Raw genomic sequence first — 26,276 nt, 5'->3', positions numbered from 1 at the left:
GAGTACCCATTCGCCGGGTACTTACCAGCGCAGCACCATCGGTCCGAACAGCCATCCCAGCACGGCTGGAATCAGCATCCCGCCCAGATACCAGATACCCCAGAAAGGCACGCCCATTTCCGGGCAGTGGAGGCAATAGGCGACGGTCGCTACCGAGCCGGCCAGCAAGCCCGCCATGGCGCCCGCCAGACGCAGGCGCGTCGGCGCCAGTTGGCGTACCGCCCAGGTGATCGTCACGCAGGTCGGGATCGACAGGATGGCGATATTGAAAGGACAGCGGCGCCAGGTGAAGCCCATGATCAGATTCAGGCGTTCGCTTTCCGGCGCAACCGCCAGCACGGCCAGCGCCGCGATCCAGATCACCAGCACAGGCGTGGCCGGTGCGATCCAGCGCTTGCCCAGACCTGCACCCGGTCGGCTCAGGCGCGTCAGCAGCCATAGCGAGGCGGCAGCCAGCGACAAGGGGAAGGCCATCTTGAACCAGAACAGCGGCGTGACCAGCATGACGCCGATATCCGGACGAATGCCGAACATCAACACCATCAGGATGAAGGCGCCGGCACCGCCGACAAGGATGGCTTGCGAGAAGCGTTTGAACTGCACGTGACGATCCACCGGTTTGACGCCGGTAGCGAGCATGGAAATGAAATCGTCAGTCTTCATGAAAACAATCGTATTTTGGCCGCGAGAGATTTGAGGCCGCGGTGTATGCCTATTTTAACGGCGGATTCGGACAAGCCGGTCAGTTGCGCGGTTTCCGCCACCGACATGCCTTGCAGTTTAACGTGAACAATAGGCAGGCGTTGCTTGTCCGGCAATTGTTCCAGCAAGACGTTGATGTCGCGTTTGGCGTCGTTGGCCGGTTCTTCATCGGAGCTGGAGAAGATGTCGACATAGTCGTCCAGCGGCTCGTTGAAGGCATCGTGACGCGAGCGCATGCGCAAGAAGTCCATCAGCTTGTAACGCGCAATCGCATATACCCACGCCGTCAGCGGTTCGTCCGCGCGGTAGGTGTGGCGGGCGTTGTGGACCGCCAGCAGGGTTTCCTGAACGATATCTTCAACTTCGTCGTGCAGATGGAACAGACGTTTCCTGACATAGGCGCGCAGACGGCCGCTGAGGTCGTTGAGGAAGGCGTGATAGGCGGTTTCATTGCCGTCCAGTCCGGCCAGAAGCAGCGCTTTCAGGCGCTCTTCGACGGACATCCCCGGATCGGTTTCTGCTGTTGTTGTCAGTCGCTTCATCTGTTGGCCATGCGATGGCTCAGGTCGGTGGCAGGCATTTGCAGTGCTGCTGTTGCTGCTGCTCGTTTTAGATCACTTGTTTTAAAATGATATACTAGCCGCATCAACTGAGCAATCTCAGCAATCACAAGGTTTTCAGAAGCATCATGGCACGACCACGCGAATTCGACGAAACAGCCGCGCTTGATGCCGCAGTCCAATGTTTTTGGGCCCGTGGCTACGAAGCCACTTCGGTACGCGATCTGGCTGAGAGCATGGGCATCACCGGCGCCAGTCTCTACAACGCCTTCGGCGACAAGCGCGCCTTGTACCGGCGTGCGCTGGATCGTTATGTCGAACAGAGCTTCCTCGACCGCGTCGGCCGTTTCGAAAACCAGATGCCACCGCGCGCCGCCATCGCCGCCTTCTTCAACGAAATCATCAAACGTTCGCTGGCCGACAAGGACCGCAAGGGTTGCATGCTGGTCAACTCGGCGCTCGAAGTCGCGCCGCACGATCCCGAATTTCAGCGCGTGGTTGCCGACGTGCTGTTGCAGGTGGAAGCCTTCTTCCGTCGCTGCGTCGCCGCTGGTCAGAGCGACGGCAGCATTTCTTCCAGACAATCGGCGGAAGACATGGGACGCTTGTTGCTGAGCACCTTGCTCGGCATTCGCGTGCTGGCACGCACCCGTCCCGAGCGCGCCTTGCTCGAAGGCCTGGTACGCCCGGTTGCCGCGTTGCTCGATCCCTGAACAGATCACTACGCCCTCTACCAGCGCAGCAGGCGTGGGCCGAGCAGGGCGCCCACCGCCGTCGGCACCAGCATGCCGATCACATACCAGACTCCCCAGAAGGGCATCGTCATTTCCGTGCAATACAAGGTGTAGACCACTACGCCCTGTGCCCCGGCTACCAATCCGATACTGGCACCGGTCAGCATCAGTCGCGTCGGCGCCAGGCCGCGCATAGCCCAGAACATCGAAAAGAAAGTCGGCAGCGACAACAGTGCGATATTCAATGAGCAGACCTGCCAGGTCGACCCCAGCACCAAGGCCAGCCGTAGCGACGGCGGCGCCAGCAGCAGGAAGCCAATACTCGCCAACCAGATCGCCAGCACCGGCAACGCCAGCAGGATCAGTCGTTGTAATCCTAGCAAAGCCCCCGGGCGCGCCAGCCGTGCAGTGACGCCCTGCGCCGACATCAATATCGCCAGCGGAAACGATACCTTGATCCAGAACAGCGGCGTCGCCAGCAATTCCGGCATGTCGCCACGTATGCCGTAGGTAGCCACCAGCAGCGTGGATGCGCCGATCAGACCGATCAGCAAAGCCAGTCCAAGTCGCTTACCTAATATATCGGGATCGCTGCGTGTTGTTCCTGTTGCAAGCATGGACACCAGGTCAGGTGTTTTCATCAGATTCTCCATCCTCGCGTCTTCTGCCATGGGCCGCCACCGGCCGGGCAAGACGCCTTACCTATATGTTCGTCGGTGCGACCGATTCGGTTACAGCGTTTGCAAAATAAATATTTTCAAATTTATTTTCAATTTTCTGTAACCGAACGCCATGGTGCGACGAACTAACGTTCAGATCATCTGCAAAAGAACGCTTCCGGCGGATATCTGCTTCTCTTAACAATCCACTATCCATCCATCTTCAAGGAGTACGTTATGAACACAATCAAACTCGCAACTGCCGCTTTCACCCTGGCTGCTCTGACATCCGGTATCGCCATGGCGCAAAACACACCAGCCGCAGCGAAGACTGCAGTTGAAAAGTGCTACGGCGTTTCGCTCGCCGGTCAGAACGATTGCAAGGCAGGCGAAGGCACAACCTGCGCCGGCACTGCCAAGATGGACTACCAAGGCAACGCCTGGAAGAACGTTCCTGCCGGCACTTGCACCAGTATCAAGACTCCTAAGGGCACCGGTTCCCTGAACGCAATCTGATTGCAGTCAGGAGCAGGAGCCTGAAATGACAGCGACACTTGGTGCAGGCCTGGGATTGAAGCCGCAACATTTCGACGACGCGCTGCAATGCGCCGAAGCCGAGATGTGGTTCGAAGTGCATCCCGAGAATTACCTGATGGCAGGCGGTCCACGGCTGGCATGGCTGGACGCCGTCCGCAGCCGCCATCCGGTGTCGCTGCACGGGGTATCGCTGTCGCTGGCGGGAGACGCTGCTCCCGACCAGCAGCATCTGCATCGCCTGAAAGAACTGATACGCCGGGTCGAACCCGCGCTCATCTCCGAACATCTGGCCTGGTCGACATTCGATGGCCGCTACTATCCCGACTTGCTGCCGGTGCCGCGCACCAGCGAGATCCTGTCACGTGTCGCCGCCAATATCCAGCGTACGCAAGAGCAATTGCAACGCCGCATCGCTATCGAGAATCCGTCGCACTACCTGCGCATGGACAATCACGACTGGAGCGAAACCGATTTCCTCGACGAGCTGGTGCGCCGCACCGGGTGTGGATTGCTGGTCGATGTCAACAACGTCTATGTCAGCGCCCACAACATCGGTTACGACGCGCGCACCTATCTCGACAATCTGCCGGCCGCAGCGATCATGGAAATCCATCTGGCCGGCCATAGCGAGGACAGTGACGATACTACTGAGACACAACTGCTGATTGACTCGCACGACGCGCCGGTGATCGAGCCGGTCTGGCGTTTGTATCGCCATCTGATCGAGCGCATCGGTGAACGTCCGACGCTGATCGAACGCGACGACAAGATTCCCGCTTTCGCCGAACTGCTGACCGAACGCAACAAGGCGCAAGAGATCATGTCTGCGCAGGGAGTGCTGAAATGAATCACGCTGCGGATCACTTTCAACACGAATTCATTCGCGCCATTTATGGCGTCGGCGACAGTGACGATTCACTGGAGAAGCTGACCAGCCAGCCCGGTTTCAAGGTCTATCGCAATACCGTACTCAAGGCCAGCGTCGATGCGCTGGCGGCCAACTATCCGACCATCGCACGTCTGGTCGGCGAAGAATGGTTTCGCTCAGCAGCCTTGATCCATGCCTGCGCCGAACCACCGGAAAGCGTCTGCCTGATCGAATACGGCCGTGGTTTTGCCGACTTTTTGTCGGCATTTGGCCCGGCTGCCGAGTTGCCTTATCTGGGCGACGTCGCACGCCTTGATCGCCTCTGGAGCGAATGTCATATCGCCGCCGACGAGGCACCGTTGGAAGCCGGCATGCTGGCTGCATTGGCTGAGGTGGATTTGCTGCAGAGCGCTTTGCGGCCACGGGCAAGCGTGCGTTGGCACTGGAGCGCAAACCAGCCGGCCTATTCCATCTGGCAAGCCAATCGCGAACAACGCGATCTTGTCGACGAACTCAACTGGGACGGTGAGGGCGCTTTGCTGAGCCGTATTGACGGCCAGGTTGTCTGGCAGTCGGCAAGTCTCGGCATGTGTGTATTTCTTGATGCCTGTGCCGCCGGTGAAGATTTGCAGACGGCGACGACAAAGGCTGTCGAAGCAGAACCGGGGTTGGATGTCGCGCGCTTGCTTGGCACACTGATTCATGCCGAAGCATTTTCCTCGCCTTTCATACCCACGCGCTGATCCTCATATATTTTTACTTACGGAGACCATCATGTCTACCTATCCGACACCTACGACACCGACCACAACGACTACCGCAACGAAGCCGAAATCCATCGCCGATTGGTATAACTTCGCTGTCGCACGTGCCACACAACTGGTCGGCGATTCGCTGCTGGCATTGGTCGCGCGGGTCGCTATCGCCGCAGTGTTCTTTCTCTCGGGCCGTACCAAGGTCACCGGTTTTCTGACCATCAAGGACAGCACCTACACGCTGTTCGAACAGGAATACAAACTGCCGCTGGTGCCGCCGGAAATCGCCGCGCATCTGGCGGCTTATGCAGAACACTTCTTTCCGCTGCTGCTGGTGATGGGGCTGTTCACACGTTCCGCAGCATTGGGCCTGCTGGGTATGACGGCCGTGATTGAAATCTTTGTCTATCCGGATGCCTGGCCGACGCATCTGACCTGGGCCGGTCTGCTGCTGTTCCTGGTCGGTCGCGGCGGCGGTGCCTGGTCGCTGGATCGCTTGTTCGGTATCAAATAACTATTCCCTATCCGTCACCCATAGTGAGCCAGCCATGTTCGCCAAACTGAAAATCCGCACCAGCCTCTTGTTCGTTCTCGGCATCTTTTCGCTTGCTTTGTGGACGGCGGTATTCATCGCCTGGACCGATGCGCGCCAGTCGGCCAAGGCCATGAATGAACTGATCGATCTATCGGACAAGCAGATCCAGCCGCTGCATGAAGTCGAGCGGCTGTTTCAGTCCACGCTGATCAATATGGATAACGCTTACATCAACCTGGTGCGCGGCGATCAGGTCAAGGCCAACGACTACACGCGCAAGGCATCGATGGCGCTGCAAGAAGCCAAGAAAACGTTTGAAAGTTACCGCAAGGGCGACAAGTCGGCATCGGGCCTCGCAGAACGGTCACAGCAAGTCGGTCAGGCTTACGATGCCTACACCAAGGTGCTGGAGGGGCGTGAAGTGGCGCTCTACGATGTGTCGCTGGATGCCTATGCGGCAGCGACCACCAGCGCTGAAGAAGCCGATCGCGTATTCGCGTCGACTTTGCGCACAGTCATTCGCCATGCCGAGTCGGTGCGCGATACTTTGAGCGCCGCATCCGAGCAACGCTACATGATTGCGGTTTATCTGGCCGGTGGCCTGTTCATCTTCTCTCTGCTGCTGGTCGGTTTGTACTGGATGTTGTTTGACCGCGTGCTGCTGCGTCCGCTGGCCACCACCGGCATGCATTTCGACCGTATTGCCGGCGGCGATCTGAGTTCGCCGGTGGAAGGCGCTTCCCGCAATGAAATCGGCGTCTTGCTGGGGGCATTGCAGCGCATGCAGCAAGGCTTGGTGGAAACCGTGTCCTCCATCCGTAACGGTACTGAAGACGTCAACCGCAGCGCACGCGACATCGCCGAAGGAAACATCGACCTGGCGGCGCGCACCGAACAGCAAGCCTCGTCGTTGGAAGAAACGGCCGCGACGCTGGAAGAACTGTCCGCCGCTGTCAAACAGAATGCCGAGAACACCCGTCATACCAACCAACTGGCGGCAACTGCCGCAGGTGATGCCGTCAAAGGTGGCGAGCTGATGTCAAGGATCGTGGGCACGATGGGAGAAGTCTCTGTTAGCGCCAACAAGATCTCTGAAATTGTCAGCGTCATCGACGGCATTGCGTTCCAGACCAATATTCTGGCGCTCAACGCGGCGGTCGAGGCCGCGCGCGCCGGCACGCAGGGCAGAGGTTTTGCCGTGGTGGCGACGGAAGTGCGTTCGCTGGCATTACGCAGCGCCGAAGCGGCCAAAGAGGTTAAAGTCTTGATCGGCGAATCCGCCGCCTGCATCGATCTGGCATCGTCCCAGGTGATCGAAACCGGTCGCGCCATGGAGCAGATCGTGACATCGGTGAATACCGTGATGAACACCATGAATGAAATTTCGATCGCCACGCAGGAGCAGGCTGAGGGCCTGGAGCAAGTCAGCCGCGTGGTGGTGGAAATGGATAAGTCTACTCAGGAAAACGCCGCACTGGTCGATCAGACCGCCGAGGCTGCTAATGCGCTGACACGTCAGGCCGGCAGTCTGGTGCAATCGGTCTCGGTGTTCAACATCGTCGTATCAGAAACAGAAGCAGAGAAAGACGCAGTAGCGACGGAAGCGCGCGACACGATGCGGCCGGCAACCGACGTCACACCGCGCAACATGCTTGGTTATGTTGGTGCCTAGTTTTCATCCGGAGGCAGGACTGAGCGCATCGATTGCTTCTGGAATTGTTCAAAGCGATGCAGCTCTTCCTCGATGAGGCCTTTCAGCGGTGCTGACTTTTTCGCGATCCAGCTCCACTTCTGCATGCGCAGCTTGCCGGCCTGACGATCCATCTTGAGGTCGAGCGCTGCGACGATACGGTCGCCAACCAGCACCGGCAGGGCGAAGTAGCCCAGCACGCGCTTCTCTGCCGGCACATAGGCCTCGAAGCGATGCTCGTAGCCGAAGAATAATTCCAGCCGCTTGCGCTGAATGACCAGCGGGTCGAAGGGCGACAGGATGTGCACGCGTTCTCCCGAGACCGGCTCGGGAGTCGCGATGACCGTCTCAAGTTGTTCCGGCGTGATCCAGTGCTGGCTTTTTGGTGCGCCATCCAGATGCACGGGCATCAGCTGTTTGCGCTTGACGTCGGCAGCGATCAATTCTTTCACCATCGCCTTCATCGGCGCATTCCCGTAGCAGATCGAATCCAGACTGACGATGCCTTGCGATTGCAGCGCACGTTGCAGCAGATATTGTGCGAACTGCTTTTCCTTCGACGCCGACGGCCGTCGCTGCCAGCCGAAATGACGTCCTGCCAGTTCATAGGTCTTGATCATTCCGGTACGCTTGCTGATCACCAGATCGCCGATGAAAAATCCCCAGCGCAAGGCTTTTTTCGACGGCTTGCGGCTACCCCAGGGATGCGTCTTTTCCACCAGCACATCGTCCTCGATATCGCGGATCGAAAGGCCGCCTTCCTTGCGGATGCGCTTGAGCAGCACGGCATAGTCGGCTTCGGCCACACCGTCAAAAGAGGAATGCGGATTGAGCCGCCGTTGTTCCATCGCCGGGACGAAATGGCGGAACGCCGTCGTCGGCACATAGGCCAGCGCGTGCGTCCAGTATTCAAACACCGACTTGTCGACCGACTGCGCCTGTTCCAGATCGCTCAGTTTGTAGTCGGGAATGCGCGTGTAGAGAATGTGATGATGGCTGCGCTCGATGACGTTGATGGTGTCGATCTGTATATAACCGAGATGCTCCGTCGCCAGCCTCACTGCCTCGGCACCGGCGCCGAAAGGAGCCGGCTCGTCAAGACGTTGCGCGCGCAGCCAGATGGTGCGCGCCTGCGCAGAAGACAGCGAGATTGAATGAGTGCTCATGGTCTTGCGAGTGAGGAGGCCGAATGCCTGGCCGAGAATTAAGGTGGATGAGATTGTAGAGACTTTGGCAGATTCACGTGCGCGGCTACAGCTAATGAACCGTCTCGGCAGTACTCTTTGTCAATGCCGAATAGTCAATTCAGCGGCAGGCGGTTTATCTGCGAGGCGGTAATCGGGATGATGGCATGCATCGGCGTTGCGTTTGCCCTTGCGAAAACCATAGGTTTACGACCCTATAAACCAGACAAGGATAGTCATGAAATTTATCAATTACGTCGCCTACACGGACGACAGGGAAAAGCTTGCAGCACACGCCCCCGATCATCAGCGTTACATGAAAAGCCTGCTCGATGCCGGCAAACTGTCACTGGGAGGTCCGTTCTCGGACGGCAGTGGCGGTCTGATCATTTACGAAGTCGCAACGAAAGAAGAAGCAGAGGCTTTGCGCGATCAGGATCCCTTTGCGATCAGCTGTGTCTTCGTACGATCGGAAATCAAGCCCTGGCTGTTGCTGGCAATTAATCCGGTACTGGTGACGCAAGACTGAAGATTGAGATTTAACTACGCAAAAAAGGCCCAGAAGGGTCTTTTTTATTTTCGTCAGAAATCGCGTATGGATGACGCGCAATGTCACCACATCATAAGCTGTCAGATTTCCAGTGTTCGGTCGTGCTGCCGAAGGCGACGTTAAAAAAAGTTGCGCTGAAGAAATCTCGCTCTGAAACGTTAATAGTGCCAGAGGTACATATGTTCTGCTACATTACGCATTGATGAGCTCAGGCAACAATCTCATCAATTGGTAGCCAGTAATGCCGGCCGTCATATCGGCAGGTTTTGCTGGGGTAGTACGCGCAATATCACTATAAATAATCGCCGCGAACTGTGCCGGAGCAAGCCATGGAATTAGCCCACGATTTCAATCGCAAGCCGATCGTTTTGATTGTCGATGATAGTCCTGACAATTTACTGTTGATGGCCAACCTTCTTAAAGAAGGGGACAAATACGTCATCAAGGTAGCCAATAATGGCGAGAAGGCCTTGCGCATTGCGCAGGCCGATCCACCTCCCGATCTGATCTTGCTCGATATCATGATGCCCGGCCTGTCTGGGCATGAGGTGGCGCAGGTGTTGAAGGCCGAGCCGCGTACGCGAGACATCCCGCTCATCTTTCTGACAGCAATGGCATCGACTGCGGATGAGACGCGCGGACTGGAGATGGGCGCGGCGGATTACATCACCAAGCCAATCAGCCCTCCCGTCGTGCTGGCGCGTGTGGAGACCCAGTTGAAGGTCAAGGCCGCAGCGGACTTTCTGAAGGATAAAAGCGACTATCTGGAGCAAGAGGTTGCCCGGCGTACGCTGGAAGTACTGGCGATTCAGGATGTGACGATTCACGCCATGGCCTCATTGGCAGAAACCCGTGACAACGAAACAGGCAACCATATCCGCCGCACGCAGTACTACATGAAAGTCCTGGCTGAACACTTGCGCGACCATCCGCGCTTCCGTCATTTCCTCGATGACGAAACAATCAAGTTGCTGTTCAAATCGGCGCCTTTGCATGACATCGGCAAGATTGGCATCCCTGATCGGATCCTGCTCAAGCCCGGCCGCTTTACGCCGGAAGAGTTCGAGATCATGAAGACGCACACCACGCTGGGGCGTGACGCCATTGCCCATGCAGAACAACAACTAGGCATGGACGTGGATTTTCTTCGCCTGGCAAAGGAAATCGCCTACGGCCATCAGGAAAAATGGGACGGATCCGGCTACCCCGAAGGCAAAGCGGGCGACGATATTCCGATTTCTGCACGGCTTATGGCGGTGGCGGATGTCTACGATGCGTTGATCAGTCGGCGTGTCTACAAGGATGGCATGCCGCACGAGGACGCCACTCGCATCATGGTCGACGGACGTGGTACGCACTTCGATCCGGACGTCTGCGACGCTTTCCTGGCGTGCATCGATCAGTTCCAGGCGATTGCTGCACGATTTGCGGATTCGGATCACGACATGGCGCAGAAGGCCGTTGCGTTGCAGTTCATTTCAGGTTCCGAGTGACTCTTCCGCAGATTGCATGACATGGGAGCCCGCATGAGTTCGGCCTTACAGATTCTGGAGCGCCTGCCGCTTCGTCATAAGCTGGTCGTTGGTTTTGTTTCGTTGTTGTTGCTGTCCCTTGCCCTCGGTATTCAGAGTCTGAAAACCCAGTCAGATATGAACAGAGACTTGCAGAGATTGCAGGAAGAAGGCATTGTCGGCATCGCGAGGGTACAAGAGGCCAGAATCCATTTTTCGCAGATGGTATTGGCGGCTCATCGCATCGTCAGTGCGGAATCTGTGGGCGAGCGTGACGAGGCCGTACAAGAGATGGACGACTCGTATCAGCACGTCCAGCAAGCCGTTCAACTGACCCGTCCGACACTGTTCAAGGCGGATAACGTGGCGCGTCTGGAGCAGTTCGAGATTCACCTTAGCCGCATGCGACGGACCATGTCCGAGGCGCTGGATCTCTCCAAGCAAGGAATGCGACGCGAAGCCGCATCGCTGGTCGAGAGCATCAGTTTCAAGGAACTCAACCGGAGTGCGGATCGGTTTTTGGGCGAAATTGCCGATGTCAAAGAGTTCGGTGTGCGCGACACGACGGTGACAGTCCAGAGCTTTGCATTCACCCGCAACGTATTGACTTACGCCTTGTTGCTTGGCGGGCTGGCGTGGGCGCTGGCTTTTTCGTGGCTGATCGGCAGATCCATCCGGCGTCCTATCAACCGGGTCCGGCTGGCAGTGGAAGAACTGGCTGCCGGCAAGTTGCATCTGGACATCCCCCATACGGATTATCAGAACGAGACCGGGGATCTTGCGCGCGCGATAGCGTCCTTGCAGACAGAATCGATACAGCTGGAAACTCAGCGCTGGATCAAGTCGCAAGAGGCCATGATTCAAGCTGCGTTACAGCAAGCGGATTCTCCGGAAGAACTGGCGGATTTGTTCTTCAGACATCTGGCGCCTCTGTTGCATATCGGTCAGGGCCTGATCTATCGCTGGGACGACGCGCGTGAGCGCCTGGTTTTTGCGGGAGGCTACGCCGTGAACAGTGATCGCTCGCCTGATGCCACCATTGAACCGGGAGTAGGCCTGCTTGGTCAATGCGCCAGAGACCGGTTGCCGCGAATGATGCCGCAAGGAAGTACTGGCGACAGGGCCTGGCGTATTCACTCGGCACTCGGTGAAATTGCGCATAGTGAAATTCTGGTGAGGCCTATCCTCAATGGGGAAAAATTGGCAGGGGTGCTCGAACTGGCGTGTATTCATCCGGCCAGCGACAGCGCCAGATCCTTATTAGATGAAGTGCTTCCACGTCTGGCCATTAGCATGGAGATATTGGATCGTTCACTGACCGTGCAGCATTTGCTGATGCAATCCCAGGAGCAGGCAACGCGTCTGGAGGAGCAGGCGACCGAGTTGGAGGCTCAGCAAGCCGCACTCAAGGAAACGGAAGCCTGGTTCCGCGGCGTGGTCGAGTCTGCCCCGGACGGCATGCTGGTAGTGGACGAGCGTGGAAAGATCATTCTCACCAATACTCAACTCGACGGGCTGTTTGGCTACGACGCAGGCGAATTGATGGGGCTGCAGGTAGAGCAATTGGTGCCCGCTTCGGTACGTCCGCATCATGCCGGATTACGGAAAGGTTTCATGAAGGAAGACGGCACGCGTCAGATGGGACGTGGGCAGATGGATCTGCAAGGTGTACGCAAGGACGGCAGCATGTTCTCGGTCGAGATCGGTCTGGCGTCATTGCCGGCAGTGGGGGAGTATGGGCAATGCATTTGCGCATCGGTGCGTGACACGAGTGAACGCCGCGCGATGGAGGCCAAAGTTCAGGAAAGCGAAAAGCGCCTGCGTCAGGTGCTCGACAGCAGTCCCGTCGCGATGTCAATCGAACGCCAGGACGATCACTCGTTGATTTATTGCAATCGCCAGCTTGAAAGTCTGATGGGGGCGACTGCGGAGGAATTGTTTGCGCAGGACAAAGCGGACGAGTTGTGGGACGACGCCGACTGTAAGCAGCGCTATACGGAGGCGATTTCCCACGGCGATGTGCTTAACTACGAGGCCGGCTTCCGTCGTGCCGATGGCTCGGTGGTCGAGGTGTTGCTGAGTGCAATCAAGGTGCCGCTGACTTCCGGCGATATCACGGTCGAATGGTATTACGACATTACCGATCGCAAGCGCGCGGAAGAAGATGTCCGCCGCGCCAAGGAGATTGCCGAGGATGCCACGCGTGCCAAGAGCGAATTCCTCGCGAACATGAGTCATGAAATCCGCACGCCGATGAACGCCATCATCGGTATGAGCCACCTGGCGCTTGCGACGCAGTTGGACAAGAAGCAGCGCAACTATATCGAGAAAGTCCATCGTTCCGCCGAAAATTTGCTGGGAATTATCAACGACATTCTCGACTTTTCAAAGATTGAAGCAGGCAAGATGACGATTGAGCGGACTGATTTCCGGCTCGAAGACGTGATGGAGAATTTTGCCAGCATGGTCGGTCTCAAGGCCGATGACAAAGGCCTGGAATTGCTGTTCGATACTTCGCCAGACGTCCAGACGGCGCTTGTTGGCGATCCGTTGCGATTGGGGCAAGTGCTGATCAATCTCGGTAATAACGCAACCAAATTCACCGAGCGAGGAGAGATCGTCGTTGGCGTTAATCAGATATCCGTCACGGCAGAGTGGACGGAGTTGCATTTCTGGGTAAAAGACACTGGCATCGGCATGACGCCGGAGCAATGCAATCGTATGTTCGAGTCATTTAGCCAAGCCGATAGTTCCACCACGCGTAAATATGGAGGAACCGGGTTGGGCCTGGCCATCTCGAAGCGCCTGGTAGAAATGATGGATGGCCGTATCTGGGTGGAAAGCGAACATGGAAAGGGTTCTATCTTCCATTTTCATGCGCGTTTCGGAGTGCAGCGCAATGCGGCGCCACGACGCATGTTCAAGGCGGAAGAACTGCTTGGTCTGCGAGTGCTTGTCGTTGACGACAACGCCAGTGCGCGGGAGATTCTGTCGACGATGGCGCGCAGCTTCGGTCTCGAAGTCGACATGGCCAACGGCGGGGTTGCAGCTTTGCATTTGCTGAAGGACGCCGAACGGAAAGAGTTGCCATACGACCTCGTTCTGATGGATTGGAAGATGCCGGGCATGGACGGCGTGGAGACCGTATTGCAAATGAATGCCGGAGAGATCAATTCGGTGCCGTCAGTCATTATGGTCACAGCCTTCGGACGTGATGAAGCGCAGGAAGAGGCGGCGCGTATGCAAGTCCACCTGTCGTCGGTACTGACTAAACCGGTCACACCCTCCACGTTGCTGGAGGCCATCGGAGAAGCGCTGGGCAAAGGCATCGTGACCGAAAGCCGGTCACTGGAGCGCATTGATCAGAGCACGGCGAATATCGCACTCCTGGCGGGTTCCCGTGTGTTGCTGGTAGAAGACAATGACATGAATCTGGAATTGGCCGGTGAGCTGCTGAATGAAGCGGGCATCGCATTCATGGTTGCCAGAAACGGCCAGGAAGCACTCGATCTGCTTGCAGAAAATAATGCTTTCGACGGCGTGCTGATGGACTGTCAAATGCCTGTCATGGATGGCTACACGGCGACGCGCAAGATCCGCGAACAATCCAGATTTTCACAACTGCCAATCATTGCGATGACCGCCAATGCCATGACTGGAGACCGCGAACAGGCGATTGCCTGCGGCATGAATGACCATATTTCGAAGCCGCTGCATGTTGCAACGATGTTTGCGACGATGGCGAAATGGATCCATCCTTCATCTGCAAGATCGGCTTCAGCAACACTGAAAGCACCGTCAACTTCCGGGAAGACGCTGAGCGGTCAATCGGCTGAGCTACCTCATCTGCCGGGGATAGATCGCACCGCAGGCCTGGCGACAAGCATGGGCAAGCAAGATCTCTATTATCGGATGCTGCTCAAGTTCAAGGAGTCGCAGGGAGGGTTTCTACAGGAATTCAACGATGCCGTGGCGATGAACGATGCAGCAAGCGCTGCCAGAATCGCGCATACCTTGCGAGGTACGGCAGGTAATATCGGTGCGATGACACTTGCTCAGTCGGCAGCTGAACTGGAAGCTGCTTGCAAGCGGGAAAGTGGAGTGGCCGGACTTGAACCGTTGGTTGCGGCGGCGAATCAAAACCTTGTCATAGTGATGGCGGGGATTGCTCAACTCAGACCAGTTCAGCAGTCGTCTTCTGCGATACCTGCTACGGTTAGGGCGGTGTTGGATCCACGATTTGAGCAATGTCTGGATCAACTGAAAAGTTTGCTGGATGGCAGCGACGCTGCTTCGCTCGATATGCTGGCTGAGTTGCAATCGTTTGTGGCCGACACGCCCGCGGCTGCTGAACTGGACAAGGTAGCAGCCAAGATCGACAGGTTTGACTTCGATGAAGCGTTGGCGTTACTTAATGCAATTTCTTTCACGCAGTGATACTTCGCAATCAGATAAGAATGAGCGCAAAGATTTATTGACGAGAAATATAGGCGGGAAAAATGCTGGCATCAGTACGCCAATTGATCGGCCGGCCCGGGTCGGCCAAATGCGTAACCTTGATATTTTGTGCATCCGATAGTGGAAAGAAAATCTCTGACCTCAAGCGTTTCAACACCTTCGGCAATCACATCGACACCCAATGCAGAACCCAGGGCGATGATACTTTTTGCGATTGCGACATCGCTCGCATCGACCAAGATGTCTTTGATGAATGACTGATCAATTTTTAGTTGATCAATGGGTAAGCGCTTCAGCAAAGACAAAGACGAATATCCGGTTCCAAAATCGTCCAGCGATAACGAAATGCCGAGGCGTTTTAATATGTACATTTTCTCGACAGTGGCCTGAACATCATCGACCATCATTGTCTCCGTCAACTCCATTTTAAGGAGAGCCGGATTGGCGCCAGTCTGAGTAATGATGTGTGAGACGTCGGAAGTGAATTCAAGATTACAGAACTGAATTGCACTAACGTTGACCGCGATCACTATGGGTTTTTCGGGGCGTTCCCGCTCCCATTTTGCTGACTGTTCACAGGCTTGGCGAAGGACCCATTGACCAATTTTGAACATCAATCCACATGTCTCAGCGACTGGAATAAATAGGCCCGGAGGCACTAAACCACGTTCCGGGCTCTGCCAGCGCAGCAGGGCCTCGACACCGATGAGTTGCCCCTGCAAATCAACCTGCGGCTGATAGTGAAGAAAAAACTCTTTGTGATCAATTGCTTTTCGCACGTCAAATTCAAGTGCCGTTCTGAAGTTGACAGCATTTTCAATCTCAACTGTAAACAAGCAAAAAGTGTTTCGCCCATTTTTCTTTGCCTGATACATTGCCAAATCACCACGACGCAACATGTCTTGGGCGGTTGAGTCCTCGTTTTGCATAAGCGATGCACCGATGCAGCAGCTTGCATGATGGCTCAATCCCGCAAGTTCGAAGGGATCATTCATGGCCGTCAAGATGCGCTGAGCAAATCGCTGAACCACCCGATCAGAGTCCGATCGTTCTATCCCCTGGAGCAAAACGACGAACTCATCGGCTCCCAGGCGAGCCACATTCTCCGCAGAGTCGGCAGTAGCAACGAGGCGATTTGCAATTTTCTTAAGAAGCTGATCACCAACGTCATGTCCTAATGAGTCGTTGAGATCCTTGAAATTGTCGATATCAATGACGATCAACGCGAAGTCTTTATTGTTGTCTGCATTGGTCGCAATAGATGATTGAATGCGTTCAATCAGCAGTCGCCGATTGGGTAATCCTGTCAGCGAATCATAGTAGGCGAGCCGGACTGTTTCTTCGAGCAATAGCTTTTGCTGGGTGATATCTGTCTGGGTTCCCACATAGTGAGTAATTTTTCCGGCGACGTCACGCACAGCGGTCATGGTAAGGCGGGCGATGTATCGTTCATCGGATTTCTTTTTTGCGTGAACTTCGCCTTCCCACTGACCAGTTTCTTTCACTATTTTCCACATCTCGTCCCGGTAGTCGGGTTCGCCCTGAACAAGACAGAATGGCGGAGTCATCTTGTCAATAAGCTCAGCAAGATTGAAGCCGGTTACCTTCACGAAAGCATGATTGATATCGAGAATGCGATGATCCGGGCCCATGACCCACATTGCTTCTTGTGATTGAAATACGGTTGCTGCCACCCGTAAAGACTTTTCGCTGTTGCGTAACTCGCGCGTGCGGATCTCGACCTCTCGTCGCAGATAAGCTGCGATTCCAAGCGCACTAAGAAATAAGCCAATGGCAGCAATCAGCCCCCATACAACAGTTCTTTCTATCTGAGAGCGCGAGCCACGCCCCCATTTTCTTAAAATTTCAAAGTAAATGGATTGGGAATCTTCTTGCCAGGCTCGAAGGTTGCGATCGATTGCGTCCAAGACATCCTTGTTCCGGCCCTTGGCCGAGACAAAAAATAGTTTTACCGGCTGGAAAACAATTGGCGTGTCAGATAAACCATGGCGCTCGGCCAACATATCTCCAGCTTGTTGGCTTCCAATGACGGCGTCTGCTTTTCCTGCTTCAACTGCTTGAAATCCCAATTCGAGCCTGCTTACGGGAACAAACCTGACGCTTATGCCCGAGTTCTCCAAGAGTTGTTTGAAATAGTCCGCCTGAACAGAGCCAGATAATAATGCGATGCGTTTTTCTTTGAGATCAAAAACGGAGTTGATGGCGACATTTTTGTTTCGATAGAGGATAGACCAACTGTATAGCGCAGGCACCTTATGGAAATCAAGGATGGAAGCCCTCTCATCCGTGTAGGCGACATCCGGAAGCAGGTCGATTTCACCGTGCTCCACCGCTCGCAAACAGGCTTGCCACTCGCACGGAATAAAGCGCAGCGTCCAATGTTCCTGCTCTGCGATCTGGCGGATAAGATCTATATGAATTCCTGCTGCGACGCCATCTTTGTCCAAAAAGATCTTGGGTGGATTGGCGTAGACGCCGATTGTCAATTCTTTGCTAAAACAAGAATCAATACAGATGCCTGCCAACAAGATTGTGAATAAAAATTTGCCAAGAAATTTTCTACTCATCCGCACTGTGAAGAGAGCACTGAAGAGGGGGAGGATGCCGATGCGGCTAATAGTTGGTTTCAGCATGTCCGCGTGTCGATTAATTTGAGAGTCGAAATCTCGTTTTTAATATTATGTGATATCGGGTAAAGGGGGAGTGTTGTTTTTGGGTGTCGGAATAAATCATCTTAAGCAATTGATGCGTTGTTTTATCTGTAATGTGTATTTGTCAGGTATGCTACGGAAGCAAGATCCTGCATAAGGCTCGTCAGGGGCACTGGCGGCCTCGTGTCTTCAATTGCCGGTTGCTGTTCAGAGGAATGTTTTGGCGAGCAGTCCAAGCAAGGCGCATGCGATGATGACGTGAATCACATTTCGTTTGAAGCGGAATAATGCAATCAATGCTGCAAGTGCAATGAGTCCGGATATCCAGTCAAAACGCTGTGCCCATCCTTGCGGCCATAGAACATGCAATCCAAAGAAGGTTGCCAGATTCAAGATGACACCTACCACTGCCGCAGTGATGGCAGTCAGGGGAGCAGTAAATTGGATGTCCTGATGCGTCGCTTCAACGAGCGGCCCGCCGATGAGAATGAATAAAAAAGACGGTAAAAAAGTGAACCAGGTCACTAGCGTCGCGGCAATGGCACCCGCGAGGAACAAATGATCGGGACCCAATACCGCCTTTGCATACCCTCCAATGAAGCCGACAAATGCTACCACCATGATCAAGGGGCCGGGTGTCGTTTCACCCAAGGCAAGCCCATCAATCATCTGGGTGGGCGTCAGCCACGAAAACTGTGCAACGGCGCCTTGATAGACATACGGCAAAACGGCGTAAGCACCGCCGAAGGTCATGAATGCCGCCTTCGTAAAAAACCATCCCATTTTGGTATAGGTGTGATTCCAGCCATATATCGCGACCAGTCCCCACATCGGAATTACCCACAACAGTGCTCCGACGAAGACGATCTTAAACAACTTTATCCAGTGAAATTGTGCATGCAGCGGGGTTGGTGTGTCATCGTCGATGATTGCTTTTCCAAACGATTTTTGCGCCGCTCCGTGACCACCGCCAACGGAGAATTTGGATGGCGCAATTTTTCCTCCGAGATAGCCAATCAGTGCGGCGGCGACGACAATGACAGGGAAGGGGACATTGAGGGCGAAAATAGCAACGAAGGACGCCGCAGCAATCGTCCAGAGAGCGCTATTTTTGAGAGCGCGAGAGCCAATGCGATGCGCCGCCTGCAAAACGATCGCGGTCACCGCAGGCTTGATTCCGTAGAACAAGCCTTCTATCAACGGCAGATTGCCAAACGCGATGTAAAGCCATGACAACACAATCAGAATCAGGAGCGAAGGAAGGACAAACAGGACGCCTGCAACAATTCCGCCTCGCGTACGGTGCATTAGCCAGCCGATGTAGGTAGCCAATTGCTGCGCTTCCGGACCTGGCAATAGCATGCAGTAATTCAACGCATGCAGAAAGCGCCGCTCAGATATCCAGCGTCGGTTTTCTACCAACTCCTGGTGCATGATGGATATTTGTCCTGCCGGGCCGCCGAAGCTTATAAATCCGAGTTTGAGCCAGAAAATAAATGCATCGCGAAATCGCACGGCAGGCGGTTCTGTTCTCACTTCAATAGGCGGCTGCAGATCGGGTGTATTCATGGATATTTTTTGTGTTGTAGCGAACACTCACTTGCTAGAACTCATTTCATAAATAGGCTACCTATTTACTAAATGAGTTCTAAATGGCGTTGAGATTTGTACGTTTCGCCAACAGATCTCTGGTCTCGCGTCGCTCACTATACCGGTCGACCAAAAACGGCGCCACGTCCCGCGTCAATACAGTGAATTTGAACAATTCTTCCATTACGTCAACAACCCGCTCATAGTAAGACGATGGCTTCATGCGGCCATCTTCTTCAAATTCGAGGTAGGCCTTCGCCACGGAGGATTGGTTTGGGATGGTGATCATACGCATCCATCGCCCGAGAATACGCATCTGATTGACGGCATTGAAAGACTGGGAACCGCCGGATACTTGCATCACCGCCAGTGTTTTTCCTTGTGTTGGCCGAACAGCCCCTTGCGTCAGGGGAATCCAGTCGATCTGTGCCTTCATGATGCCGCTCATGGCGCCGTGGCGCTCAGGTGAACACCAGACCATTCCTTCTGACCATTGCGCCAGTTCGCGCAGTTCTACGACTTTGGGATGCGTTTCAGGCTCGGCATCGGGCATTGGCAGCCCGTGCGGATCGAAGATTTTCACCTCTCCACCCATCGCTTCAAGCAGACGTGCCGCTTCCATTGTCAGCAAGCGGCTATAAGACCGATCACGCAGCGAACCGTACAGCAGCAAGAATCGCGGTGCATGCGTTGCCGCGCCGATATTGGCAAAGTCCTTTACCGTTGGTGCTTTGAGCAAGTCATCGGCAATGTTTGGCAGGATGCTTTGCAGATCATTTGGCTGGTGCGACACGTTGTCCCTCCGCGTTGATGACAACTTCGCCGTCTTCCTTGGTAAAGGATCCTTGTTGAGTATTTTGCAGGATATCCAACACCACTTCAGATGGGCGGCATAGACGAGTCCCCTTGGAGGTCACCACAAAAGGACGATTAATCAGGATCGGATGTGTAAGCATGGCATCGAGCAAGTGCTCATCTGTCAACTCCGGATCGTCCAGTCCAAGCTCCGCATAAGGAGTTCCTTTTTGGCGGATCGCCTCACGTACAGTAAGACCCGCATCGTTGATGAGCTGGATCAGGATTTCACGTGAAGGCGGATGTTGCAGATACTCGATAACAATCGGTTCTTCCCCACTATTGCGGATCAGGGCGAGCGTATTGCGGGACGTGCCGCAGGCGGGATTGTGATAGATCGTGGTTGTCATGATTAATCCTGAGGTGAGAATGAAGTTGTTGCGGATCGAGGAAGTGCAGTGGCATAAAAGAACAGCACGGCACCGAGGCCGGCGATACCGATCAGCGCCGCGATAGCTCCTCGATAACCGCCTCCGATGGCGTAGAGCAGGGAGGCGGCAAAGGGGCCGGCAGCAAAGGCAATTGTCACGGGTGTGGCCATGGCGCCGCTGATGGCCCCATAGGCCTCACGGCCATAGAGTTCCGCCGGCAATGTTCCTCGGACGATGGTCATTACGCCGTTGCCGACACCGTACATGACGGCAAACAATCCGTAGACGAGTAACCATTTCGCCGGTGCAAACAGCAAAATCAGGGCTACAGGCAACAAGGAAATGGCAACCAGACCAATCTGTCTGGTCTTGGCTTTCTTGCCGACGGTGGCTTCCAAAATACGACCTAACACCTGCATGGGGCCGATCATGGCGCCGATACCTGCGGCATAGTAAATGGACATGCCTCTGTCATGAAGAATAGAAATCAAATGCAACGACATCGCTGAAAACACCAGTGCATTCAATGTGATCGCTGTCGTGAGCAGATAAAAACCAGGATCGCGCAACACCGTTGCCAGGCCAATGCTCTTTGCCGTGCGATTCTTGATCTTTGCCTTGATGCTGGTAGCCCGAGGCAACAAGGCATGGATCGGCAGGCAAATGGCGAGATTGGCTATGGCGTAAATCATCCATGTGTCACGCCATCCAAAATGCACCAAGAGCCATTGCGTCAGCGGCCACGACACCGTACTGGCGAAACCGCCGAAGAGCGTGAGCATCGTAATTGCACGCCGAAAATCGGCTTCAAAGATTTGAGTAATGACCGCAAATGCCGGTTGATAAAGCGTAGCGCTCATCGCCACGCCGATGCCTGCCCAGATCACATACAAGCCTGTCACACTATGGACGGTGGAGAGCAGCGCCAGCATCGCCGCAGCCAATACTGTTCCAATTCCCATCAACAAACGACCGCCTACGCGATCAATGATGCTGCCGGCCAGTGTCGACAGCAGGCCTGAAATCAGCAGCGCCAGTGAATAGGCACCGACAATCACTGGCTTGGAGACTTGCAGTTCCGTCTGCATAGGCTGCATCAGCACACCATAGGCGTAGAACATGGATCCCCACCCGACGATTTGCGTCAATCCGAGAGAGGGGATCAACCAGGCTGGCTTATCGATTGTGATGTCCATGTTCAGGTACTCAGGCAGTCAAGCGCAAAGCAAGGGCTGCAAGCGTCACTACCAGAACCGGGATTGTCAGCACGGCGCCGACCCGGAAGTAGTAACCCCAGGAGATCTGAATCTTCTTTGTCGCCAGAACATGCAGCCACAATAACGTCGCCAGGCTGCCGATTGGTGTGATCTTCGGGCCGAGGTCGCTTCCAATGACATTCGCATAAATCATGGCGTCCTTGACCACGCCTTGCGCGGTTGCTGCGTCGATCGATAGCGCTCCGACCAGGACCGTCGGCATATTGTTCATGATCGACGACAGGAAAGCCGTCAGCAGGCCCGTACCAATGGCAGCGCTCCACACGCCGTGTTGGGCGAAGCCGTTCAAGATGTCTGTGAGATAACCCGTCAGGCCTGCGTTACGCAATCCATAGACCACCAGGTACATGCCCAGCGAAAAGAAGACGATCTGCCACGGTGCCCCCTTGATCACTTCGCGTGTGGGGATGATGCGGCTTTTTGCTGCGACAATCAGGAGGACGAGGGCGCCGGCTGCAGCGACAGCACTAATCGGGACTCCCACTCTTTCAAACCAGAAAAAGCCAACCAACAGCAGACCAAGAACCCACCAGCCGGCGATGAAAGTAGCGCGGTCATGAATCGCGTCATTTGGTTTTTTGAGCTGGCTGAGGTCATAGTCGCGGGGGATATCGCGACGAAAATACAAGAACAGCACCAGCAGAGTCATGAGCACCGAAACGACATTGACGGGAAGCATGACGGCCGCGTACTGTGAAAATCCGATCTTGAAGAAATCGGCTGAAACGATATTGACGAGATTCGACACGACTAACGGTAAGCTTGCTGTGTCTGCAATAAAACCGGCGGCCATGATGAACGCCAAAGTGGCTTGCGGCGAGAAGCGCAATGCCAGCAGCATGGCGATCACAATCGGAGTCAGGATCAGCGCGGCGCCATCGTTGGCGAACAGCGCAGAGACAGCCGCGCCGAGCAAAATCAATAGGACAAACAACTTGCGCCCGTTGCCTCCGCCCCAGCGTGCAACGTGCAGTGCCGACCATTCGAAGAAGCCGGCTTTATCCAAAAGCAAGCTGATGATAATGATGGCAATGAAGGTGCCAGTCGCATTCCAGACGATGTGCCATACCACCGGAATATCGGACAGCTGAATCACGCCGAACGCCAAAGCGATGAAGGTCCCCGCGGATGCACTCCAGCCGATGCCCAGTCCACGAGGCTGCCAGATAACAAAAACGAGAGTCAGCAAGAAGATAGTAAAAGCGATGAGCACGTGGTTTTTATCCTTGTTATGTTGGCTGTCTGATTGCACCGAGGGTACTGATGTAGAACGAGGCAGGGTAGAAAGTCAGCAAATCGCAAGACGCGGCCTTTTGATCCGGCTCGGCAGGTGACGTTGCGAGATTGACGAACGGCATCTTAAGTCGCCAATCCTTCCTTTTCTCGACATGCACTAACGGGTGAGCACACATTCCCTCCGCAGCAGTTTTCCGTCAGAAAGCCGATTAAACCGTTCATGGTGTTGAAGTTGGCCGAGTAGATGACAAAGCGTCCTTCGTGACGAGAGGTCACCAGGCTGGCGTGAGAGAGCTCCTTCATGTGGAAGGACAGTGCGGATGGGGTAACGGATATTTGTTCAGCGATTTTGCTGGCCGCCATACCTTCCGGACCAGCCTGAACCAGCAAGCGGAAGACCGCGAGACGTGACTCCTGTGCAAGCGCGGCAAGCGCGGCGATTGTTTCCCTGGTATCCATGATTTTCTCATTAACTCAATGATTCAATTATTGTTGAATCATTGAGTTAATGCAAGGAGTTTGCTTGCATGCATTTTGAAGCGTGCCGCCAGTGGGGATTAAAAAGGGGGGGGGGGGGGCGATTTCTCGGCCGGATGTATTCCCAAAAACAAAAAAGCCCTGAAATCTCAACGAAATCAAGGCTTTGTCTGTTTTTGGCGGAAGGTGTGAGAGGCGAACTTAGAAAAAATATCCTTTGAAATCAAGGGCATTTTTTGCCCCTGTTTTTCACCTTGTACCAGCACTTTGTACCAGTTCTTGTACTTTAACTGGTCGTCTTTTTTCCGTCAACGGTTGTGGATTCTTGAACCGGACTCGCGGTCAACTGCATACCTTGCTGGTGCTTTGCAGCCAAATACCATGTGGGTAAGGGATGGCGATGAAGTCGCGCCGATAGTGCCACCAGAACTTCCCAGTTTTTGTGCCATTTGAAGTCCGTTGGCAACGCGGCGTCCTTTACGACCTTCAGCGAAGAATCACGCTCCTCGGCAGCTGAGGGGTAAAGCTTTGCTATCGCACGAGATATTCCAACGTCCTGAACCGACTGCGTCGAGGCGGTCAGCGTCTCTAGCGCTACTTGCGGATACCAACGCTCAAGAGTAACCTCTTGAAGCAATGGCTGAATCTTCTCATTGAGGAGTTGGATGGTGTCATCTGAGCCAAGGAATGCGGAGGCGGTAGCGAGAGCCGGTATGAGACTGGAAGTTTTGAAAAAGTCTCGTGAATCAGCTGTCTTCGTGATGTTCAGCGCGATTGCGTCATCAATCAAATCTGTGTCGATAGGAAGATATTGGTTTCTAGCTAACGCGTGTCCCAGTCTGTCGACGATATCAAAGGCCAAATTCTTTGCATGCGACCAAGCAGCACTTCCCATCCATGCCGACAGCAGGAGGCTGATATCGATTGCCTGGCCATCGTAGACTGGAAGTCGGCAGCCGGTATGCGCATTCACCAGATATACTGACAATTGAATAGTTCTTTGACGGTAGGTGCTGAATTCAGGAAATTTTTCCAGCAGCAGTATCAGTGTCGCGAGCCTACCCATTTCCTCAAAAATGAGGTCAGCGTAGAAAATTCTTTCCGGTCGGTGCAGTAGAACTACCTCTCGATTCATTAGTTGCTGTGCTGACTTCGCAAAATACTCCAGTAAAGCTCTGGTCTGAATTTTTAGGACGTTGCTGAGTCGACTTTGGAACTCCTCATCCTCTTGTAACCCGTCCTTCACGGCTTCGGACCACAGGTATAGAGCCAAAAATTCTCCAGTAACTACGCCAGGCTTTTCGTTTTTCTCGCTTTTTCCCCAAACAAGTAACACGGCCCATCCCATAGCTGCGGCTGCACACCTCTTCAGAAATCGCTTTCTGCGGGTCGAGTTGCTTGATGTCGCTTCGTCGTCAGGTTTCTCGAAGCAGTGCGCTACGAATCGGACAAAGCAGTGAATCGCCATGTCTGAATTTTCTAGGCCTGCCAACGCAGCCCTGAGGTCTGATTTTCCTTTGGATAGCAAAAGTGCCTCATCAAAGAGGTGTCTTTCGATGAGTGGGGTAAGTTGGTCCGTGCCCCAAAAATGAAGAGAGCAGAGAGGCCGACTTTCCACATCACTAGATAATGCAGCAAAGCCGCTTTGTGCCTCTTGTCGCAGTTCGCCATTAGATATAAGAACGATATTTTTAGGCTTGTCCTGGAGCGTAGCGGGAATCCTATTGCGGACGAAGTCGTTACAAGCTTCTCTGATAGATGGGTCAATTGCTTGGTCACCCGAATAAAGGTCACTTCGCTTGACGTCGCCGAATTTGATGACAAACAAGAAGACAGTCTCGATGCCATCCTCGCTGACAAACGTTGACATCACATCGACTCCGCCTTGGCCTACTCCAACTTGAGGACGGCTCAATACAGAATGACCCATGGCCTTCAGAAGTTCCGGCAAAAGTGCGTCCAGTTCGTGTCGTTCTTTTAGGCCAGAGAGATAGTTTGAAAGGACAAGTTGTATGCTCATTTCAGGTGACCTTGCCACAAGGCGTATCGGAGTTTAGTTCCAAACATGGGGTCTGTTCGTTCAGACAGGGGGAGCTCCATGGATACGCTATGGGTTGCCATATCTAGGGTGGTTTCCTCAATTCCATCGGCATGGTGAATTTCTACAGACGTTTTGTTTGAATATTTGAAGTGGTGGGTCGAAAACAGTTTTGCGAAGAACGAGGTGTCATTTGCGCTTCGTAGAATTTCTCGATTCTCTTGTCTCCGAATCGCCACCAAGCGCATGTGCATCTCTGGTGTCATGGCAAACTCGTTCACGAAGGGCAGTGAGTTGATAAATTGAGCACGTTTTTGTATTTCAGCTCGCGCAAGTTGAAATAAATCCAAAGACTCGAATTCAGGACTTGGGACGGTGAGAAGTTTTTTGCTAGTGATAGGGAATTCATCTAGGTGATAGCCGAGTAGCGATGTCACGGCGTTCTGAGTCAATTCCGATGTTGGTCGAGCTGCCAGTAGACTGAGAGTCCAGCCTAAGCTTATAGCCGGGGTGGAAAATTCGGCTGCTAGCCGGCATCCGGCAAGGATGGCCATGTTTTCCTTAACCTGCTCCAAATCGAAACTCAATGGTGACTTCGCGTCTAAATATTCTCCGTTGGCCTTGGAAAGCAAAGCCGAACCTAGTTCGAAGTCTTCATCCGACGTTAGCCATTGAGCTATGGCACTTGTGAAAAGCGGGAGAGATATGACGATTTCGTGGAAACAGTGGTCGGCATAAGGCGGTAGCTTGTTATCTGTGCCTGCTGTAGATTTGTGGGCTCGGCAGAGTGCCGCAATCTCTGGGAGAGTGGCAATTGCAGCTTCGGGTACAGCACGGTTAGACGTGAGTTTCCGATAGAGCTCTGGAAAATCTGAATCCATTCGAATTCCCCCTGAGACGTAATTTATTATAAGTTGTCGACGATTGTAGCAGTCAGGGCGAACGACTTGGCCCGGATAGATTGAGCTTGGCCATAACCGTCAAGACCGCATAATTCCCCTATGGAAATTGCTCAAT

At 54.3% G+C, this 26,276-nt stretch carries 22 protein-coding genes; 9 read left to right on the top strand and 13 right to left on the bottom strand.

Annotated elements, in window-relative coordinates; all coding sequences use genetic code 11:
- Positions 1–21: 21 nt before the first annotated feature.
- Together PQR63_RS19595 and PQR63_RS19590 are read right to left on the bottom strand one after the other, a co-directional pair.
- Positions 22–663, bottom strand: a complete 642-nt coding sequence (locus tag PQR63_RS19595; RefSeq protein ID WP_408169634.1) for a DUF1109 domain-containing protein — start codon at positions 661–663, stop codon at positions 22–24.
- Positions 660–1,244, bottom strand: a complete 585-nt coding sequence (locus PQR63_RS19590; RefSeq protein ID WP_408169633.1) for a sigma-70 family RNA polymerase sigma factor — start codon at positions 1,242–1,244, stop codon at positions 660–662. The genes PQR63_RS19595 and PQR63_RS19590 overlap by 4 nt, the downstream gene beginning before the upstream one ends.
- Before the next feature lie 146 nt (positions 1,245–1,390).
- Here PQR63_RS19590 and PQR63_RS19585 point away from each other — a divergent pair, with 146 nt between their 5' ends.
- Entirely contained in the window at positions 1,391–1,975 is a 585-nt protein-coding gene (locus PQR63_RS19585) for a TetR/AcrR family transcriptional regulator (protein WP_408169632.1), read from the top strand.
- Between the two features lie 17 nt (positions 1,976–1,992).
- On the opposite strand, the gene PQR63_RS19580 is transcribed toward PQR63_RS19585, so the two are convergent.
- Entirely contained in the window at positions 1,993–2,637 is a 645-nt protein-coding gene (locus PQR63_RS19580) for a DUF1109 domain-containing protein (RefSeq protein ID WP_408169631.1), read from the bottom strand.
- Positions 2,638–2,892: 255 nt separating this feature from the next.
- Between PQR63_RS19580 and PQR63_RS19575 the strand changes: the two genes are divergently transcribed.
- From PQR63_RS19575 to PQR63_RS19555, 5 genes are read left to right on the top strand one after another with little or no spacing between them, the layout of a single operon-like run.
- A complete protein-coding gene (locus tag PQR63_RS19575; protein ID WP_408169630.1) occupies positions 2,893–3,171 on the top strand; it encodes a BufA1 family periplasmic bufferin-type metallophore in 279 nt (92 codons plus the stop codon).
- 25 nt (positions 3,172–3,196) lie between these two features.
- Positions 3,197–4,039 carry an MNIO family bufferin maturase gene (gene bufB / locus PQR63_RS19570; RefSeq protein WP_408169629.1) on the top strand — a complete coding sequence of 281 codons (843 nt, stop codon included), beginning with the start codon at positions 3,197–3,199 and terminating at the stop codon, positions 4,037–4,039.
- Positions 4,036–4,803 (top strand): HvfC/BufC N-terminal domain-containing protein, encoded by a 768-nt coding sequence (locus PQR63_RS19565; protein WP_408169628.1) that lies wholly within the window; start codon positions 4,036–4,038, stop codon positions 4,801–4,803. Before bufB ends, PQR63_RS19565 begins: the two co-directional genes overlap by 4 nt.
- A gap of 31 nt (positions 4,804–4,834) precedes the next feature.
- Positions 4,835–5,329: a DoxX family protein gene (locus tag PQR63_RS19560; protein ID WP_408169627.1), complete on the top strand. Its 495-nt coding sequence runs from the start codon at positions 4,835–4,837 to the stop codon at positions 5,327–5,329.
- A gap of 34 nt (positions 5,330–5,363) precedes the next feature.
- Positions 5,364–7,022 (top strand): methyl-accepting chemotaxis protein, encoded by a 1,659-nt coding sequence (locus PQR63_RS19555; protein ID WP_408169626.1) that lies wholly within the window; start codon positions 5,364–5,366, stop codon positions 7,020–7,022.
- Here PQR63_RS19555 and PQR63_RS19550 read toward each other — a convergent pair.
- Complete coding sequence (locus PQR63_RS19550; RefSeq protein WP_408169625.1) at positions 7,019–8,206, bottom strand: winged helix-turn-helix domain-containing protein; 1,188 nt, start codon at positions 8,204–8,206, stop codon at positions 7,019–7,021. The genes PQR63_RS19555 and PQR63_RS19550 overlap by 4 nt on opposite strands.
- Before the next feature lie 256 nt (positions 8,207–8,462).
- Between PQR63_RS19550 and PQR63_RS19545 the strand changes: the two genes are divergently transcribed.
- The 3 genes from PQR63_RS19545 to PQR63_RS19535 all read left to right on the top strand — a co-directional run bounded on the left by PQR63_RS19545 (position 8,463) and on the right by PQR63_RS19535 (position 14,722).
- Positions 8,463–8,753 (top strand): YciI family protein, encoded by a 291-nt coding sequence (locus PQR63_RS19545; protein WP_408169624.1) that lies wholly within the window; start codon positions 8,463–8,465, stop codon positions 8,751–8,753.
- A gap of 350 nt (positions 8,754–9,103) precedes the next feature.
- Positions 9,104–10,267 carry an HD domain-containing phosphohydrolase gene (locus PQR63_RS19540; protein ID WP_408169623.1) on the top strand — a complete coding sequence of 388 codons (1,164 nt, stop codon included), beginning with the start codon at positions 9,104–9,106 and terminating at the stop codon, positions 10,265–10,267.
- A 33-nt stretch (positions 10,268–10,300) separates the two neighbouring features.
- Positions 10,301–14,722 (top strand): response regulator, encoded by a 4,422-nt coding sequence (locus PQR63_RS19535; RefSeq protein WP_408169622.1) that lies wholly within the window; start codon positions 10,301–10,303, stop codon positions 14,720–14,722.
- A 71-nt stretch (positions 14,723–14,793) separates the two neighbouring features.
- On the opposite strand, the gene PQR63_RS19530 is transcribed toward PQR63_RS19535, so the two are convergent.
- The 9 genes from PQR63_RS19530 to PQR63_RS19490 all read right to left on the bottom strand — a co-directional run bounded on the left by PQR63_RS19530 (position 14,794) and on the right by PQR63_RS19490 (position 26,140).
- Positions 14,794–17,397: an EAL domain-containing protein gene (locus PQR63_RS19530; RefSeq protein ID WP_408169621.1), complete on the bottom strand. Its 2,604-nt coding sequence runs from the start codon at positions 17,395–17,397 to the stop codon at positions 14,794–14,796.
- Positions 17,398–17,622: 225 nt separating this feature from the next.
- Complete coding sequence (gene chrA, locus PQR63_RS19525) at positions 17,623–18,984, bottom strand: chromate efflux transporter (protein ID WP_408169620.1); 1,362 nt, start codon at positions 18,982–18,984, stop codon at positions 17,623–17,625.
- Between the two features lie 79 nt (positions 18,985–19,063).
- Positions 19,064–19,798, bottom strand: coding sequence for an arsenical resistance protein ArsH (gene arsH, locus PQR63_RS19520; protein WP_408169619.1), 735 nt, complete (start codon positions 19,796–19,798; stop codon positions 19,064–19,066).
- Positions 19,779–20,210, bottom strand: coding sequence for an arsenate reductase (glutaredoxin) (gene arsC / locus PQR63_RS19515; RefSeq protein ID WP_408169618.1), 432 nt, complete (start codon positions 20,208–20,210; stop codon positions 19,779–19,781). Before arsC ends, arsH begins: the two co-directional genes overlap by 20 nt.
- Before the next feature lie 2 nt (positions 20,211–20,212).
- Entirely contained in the window at positions 20,213–21,427 is a 1,215-nt protein-coding gene (locus PQR63_RS19510; RefSeq protein WP_408169617.1) for an MFS transporter, read from the bottom strand.
- A 10-nt stretch (positions 21,428–21,437) separates the two neighbouring features.
- A complete protein-coding gene (locus PQR63_RS19505; RefSeq protein ID WP_408169616.1) occupies positions 21,438–22,721 on the bottom strand; it encodes an arsenic transporter in 1,284 nt (427 codons plus the stop codon).
- A 146-nt stretch (positions 22,722–22,867) separates the two neighbouring features.
- Positions 22,868–23,203 carry an ArsR/SmtB family transcription factor gene (locus PQR63_RS19500; protein WP_408169615.1) on the bottom strand — a complete coding sequence of 112 codons (336 nt, stop codon included), beginning with the start codon at positions 23,201–23,203 and terminating at the stop codon, positions 22,868–22,870.
- A gap of 304 nt (positions 23,204–23,507) precedes the next feature.
- Positions 23,508–25,241, bottom strand: a complete 1,734-nt coding sequence (locus PQR63_RS19495) for a hypothetical protein (RefSeq protein ID WP_408169614.1) — start codon at positions 25,239–25,241, stop codon at positions 23,508–23,510.
- Positions 25,238–26,140, bottom strand: coding sequence for a hypothetical protein (locus PQR63_RS19490; RefSeq protein ID WP_408169613.1), 903 nt, complete (start codon positions 26,138–26,140; stop codon positions 25,238–25,240). Before PQR63_RS19490 ends, PQR63_RS19495 begins: the two co-directional genes overlap by 4 nt.
- Positions 26,141–26,276 lie beyond the last annotated feature (136 nt).

Source organism: Herbaspirillum rhizosphaerae, assembly GCF_046025915.1.
Lineage (GTDB): Bacteria > Pseudomonadota > Gammaproteobacteria > Burkholderiales > Burkholderiaceae_D > Herbaspirillum > Herbaspirillum rhizosphaerae_A.
The sequence above is the reverse complement of the archived record's forward strand: the minus strand, read 5'-3'. Positions and strand labels throughout refer to the sequence as shown.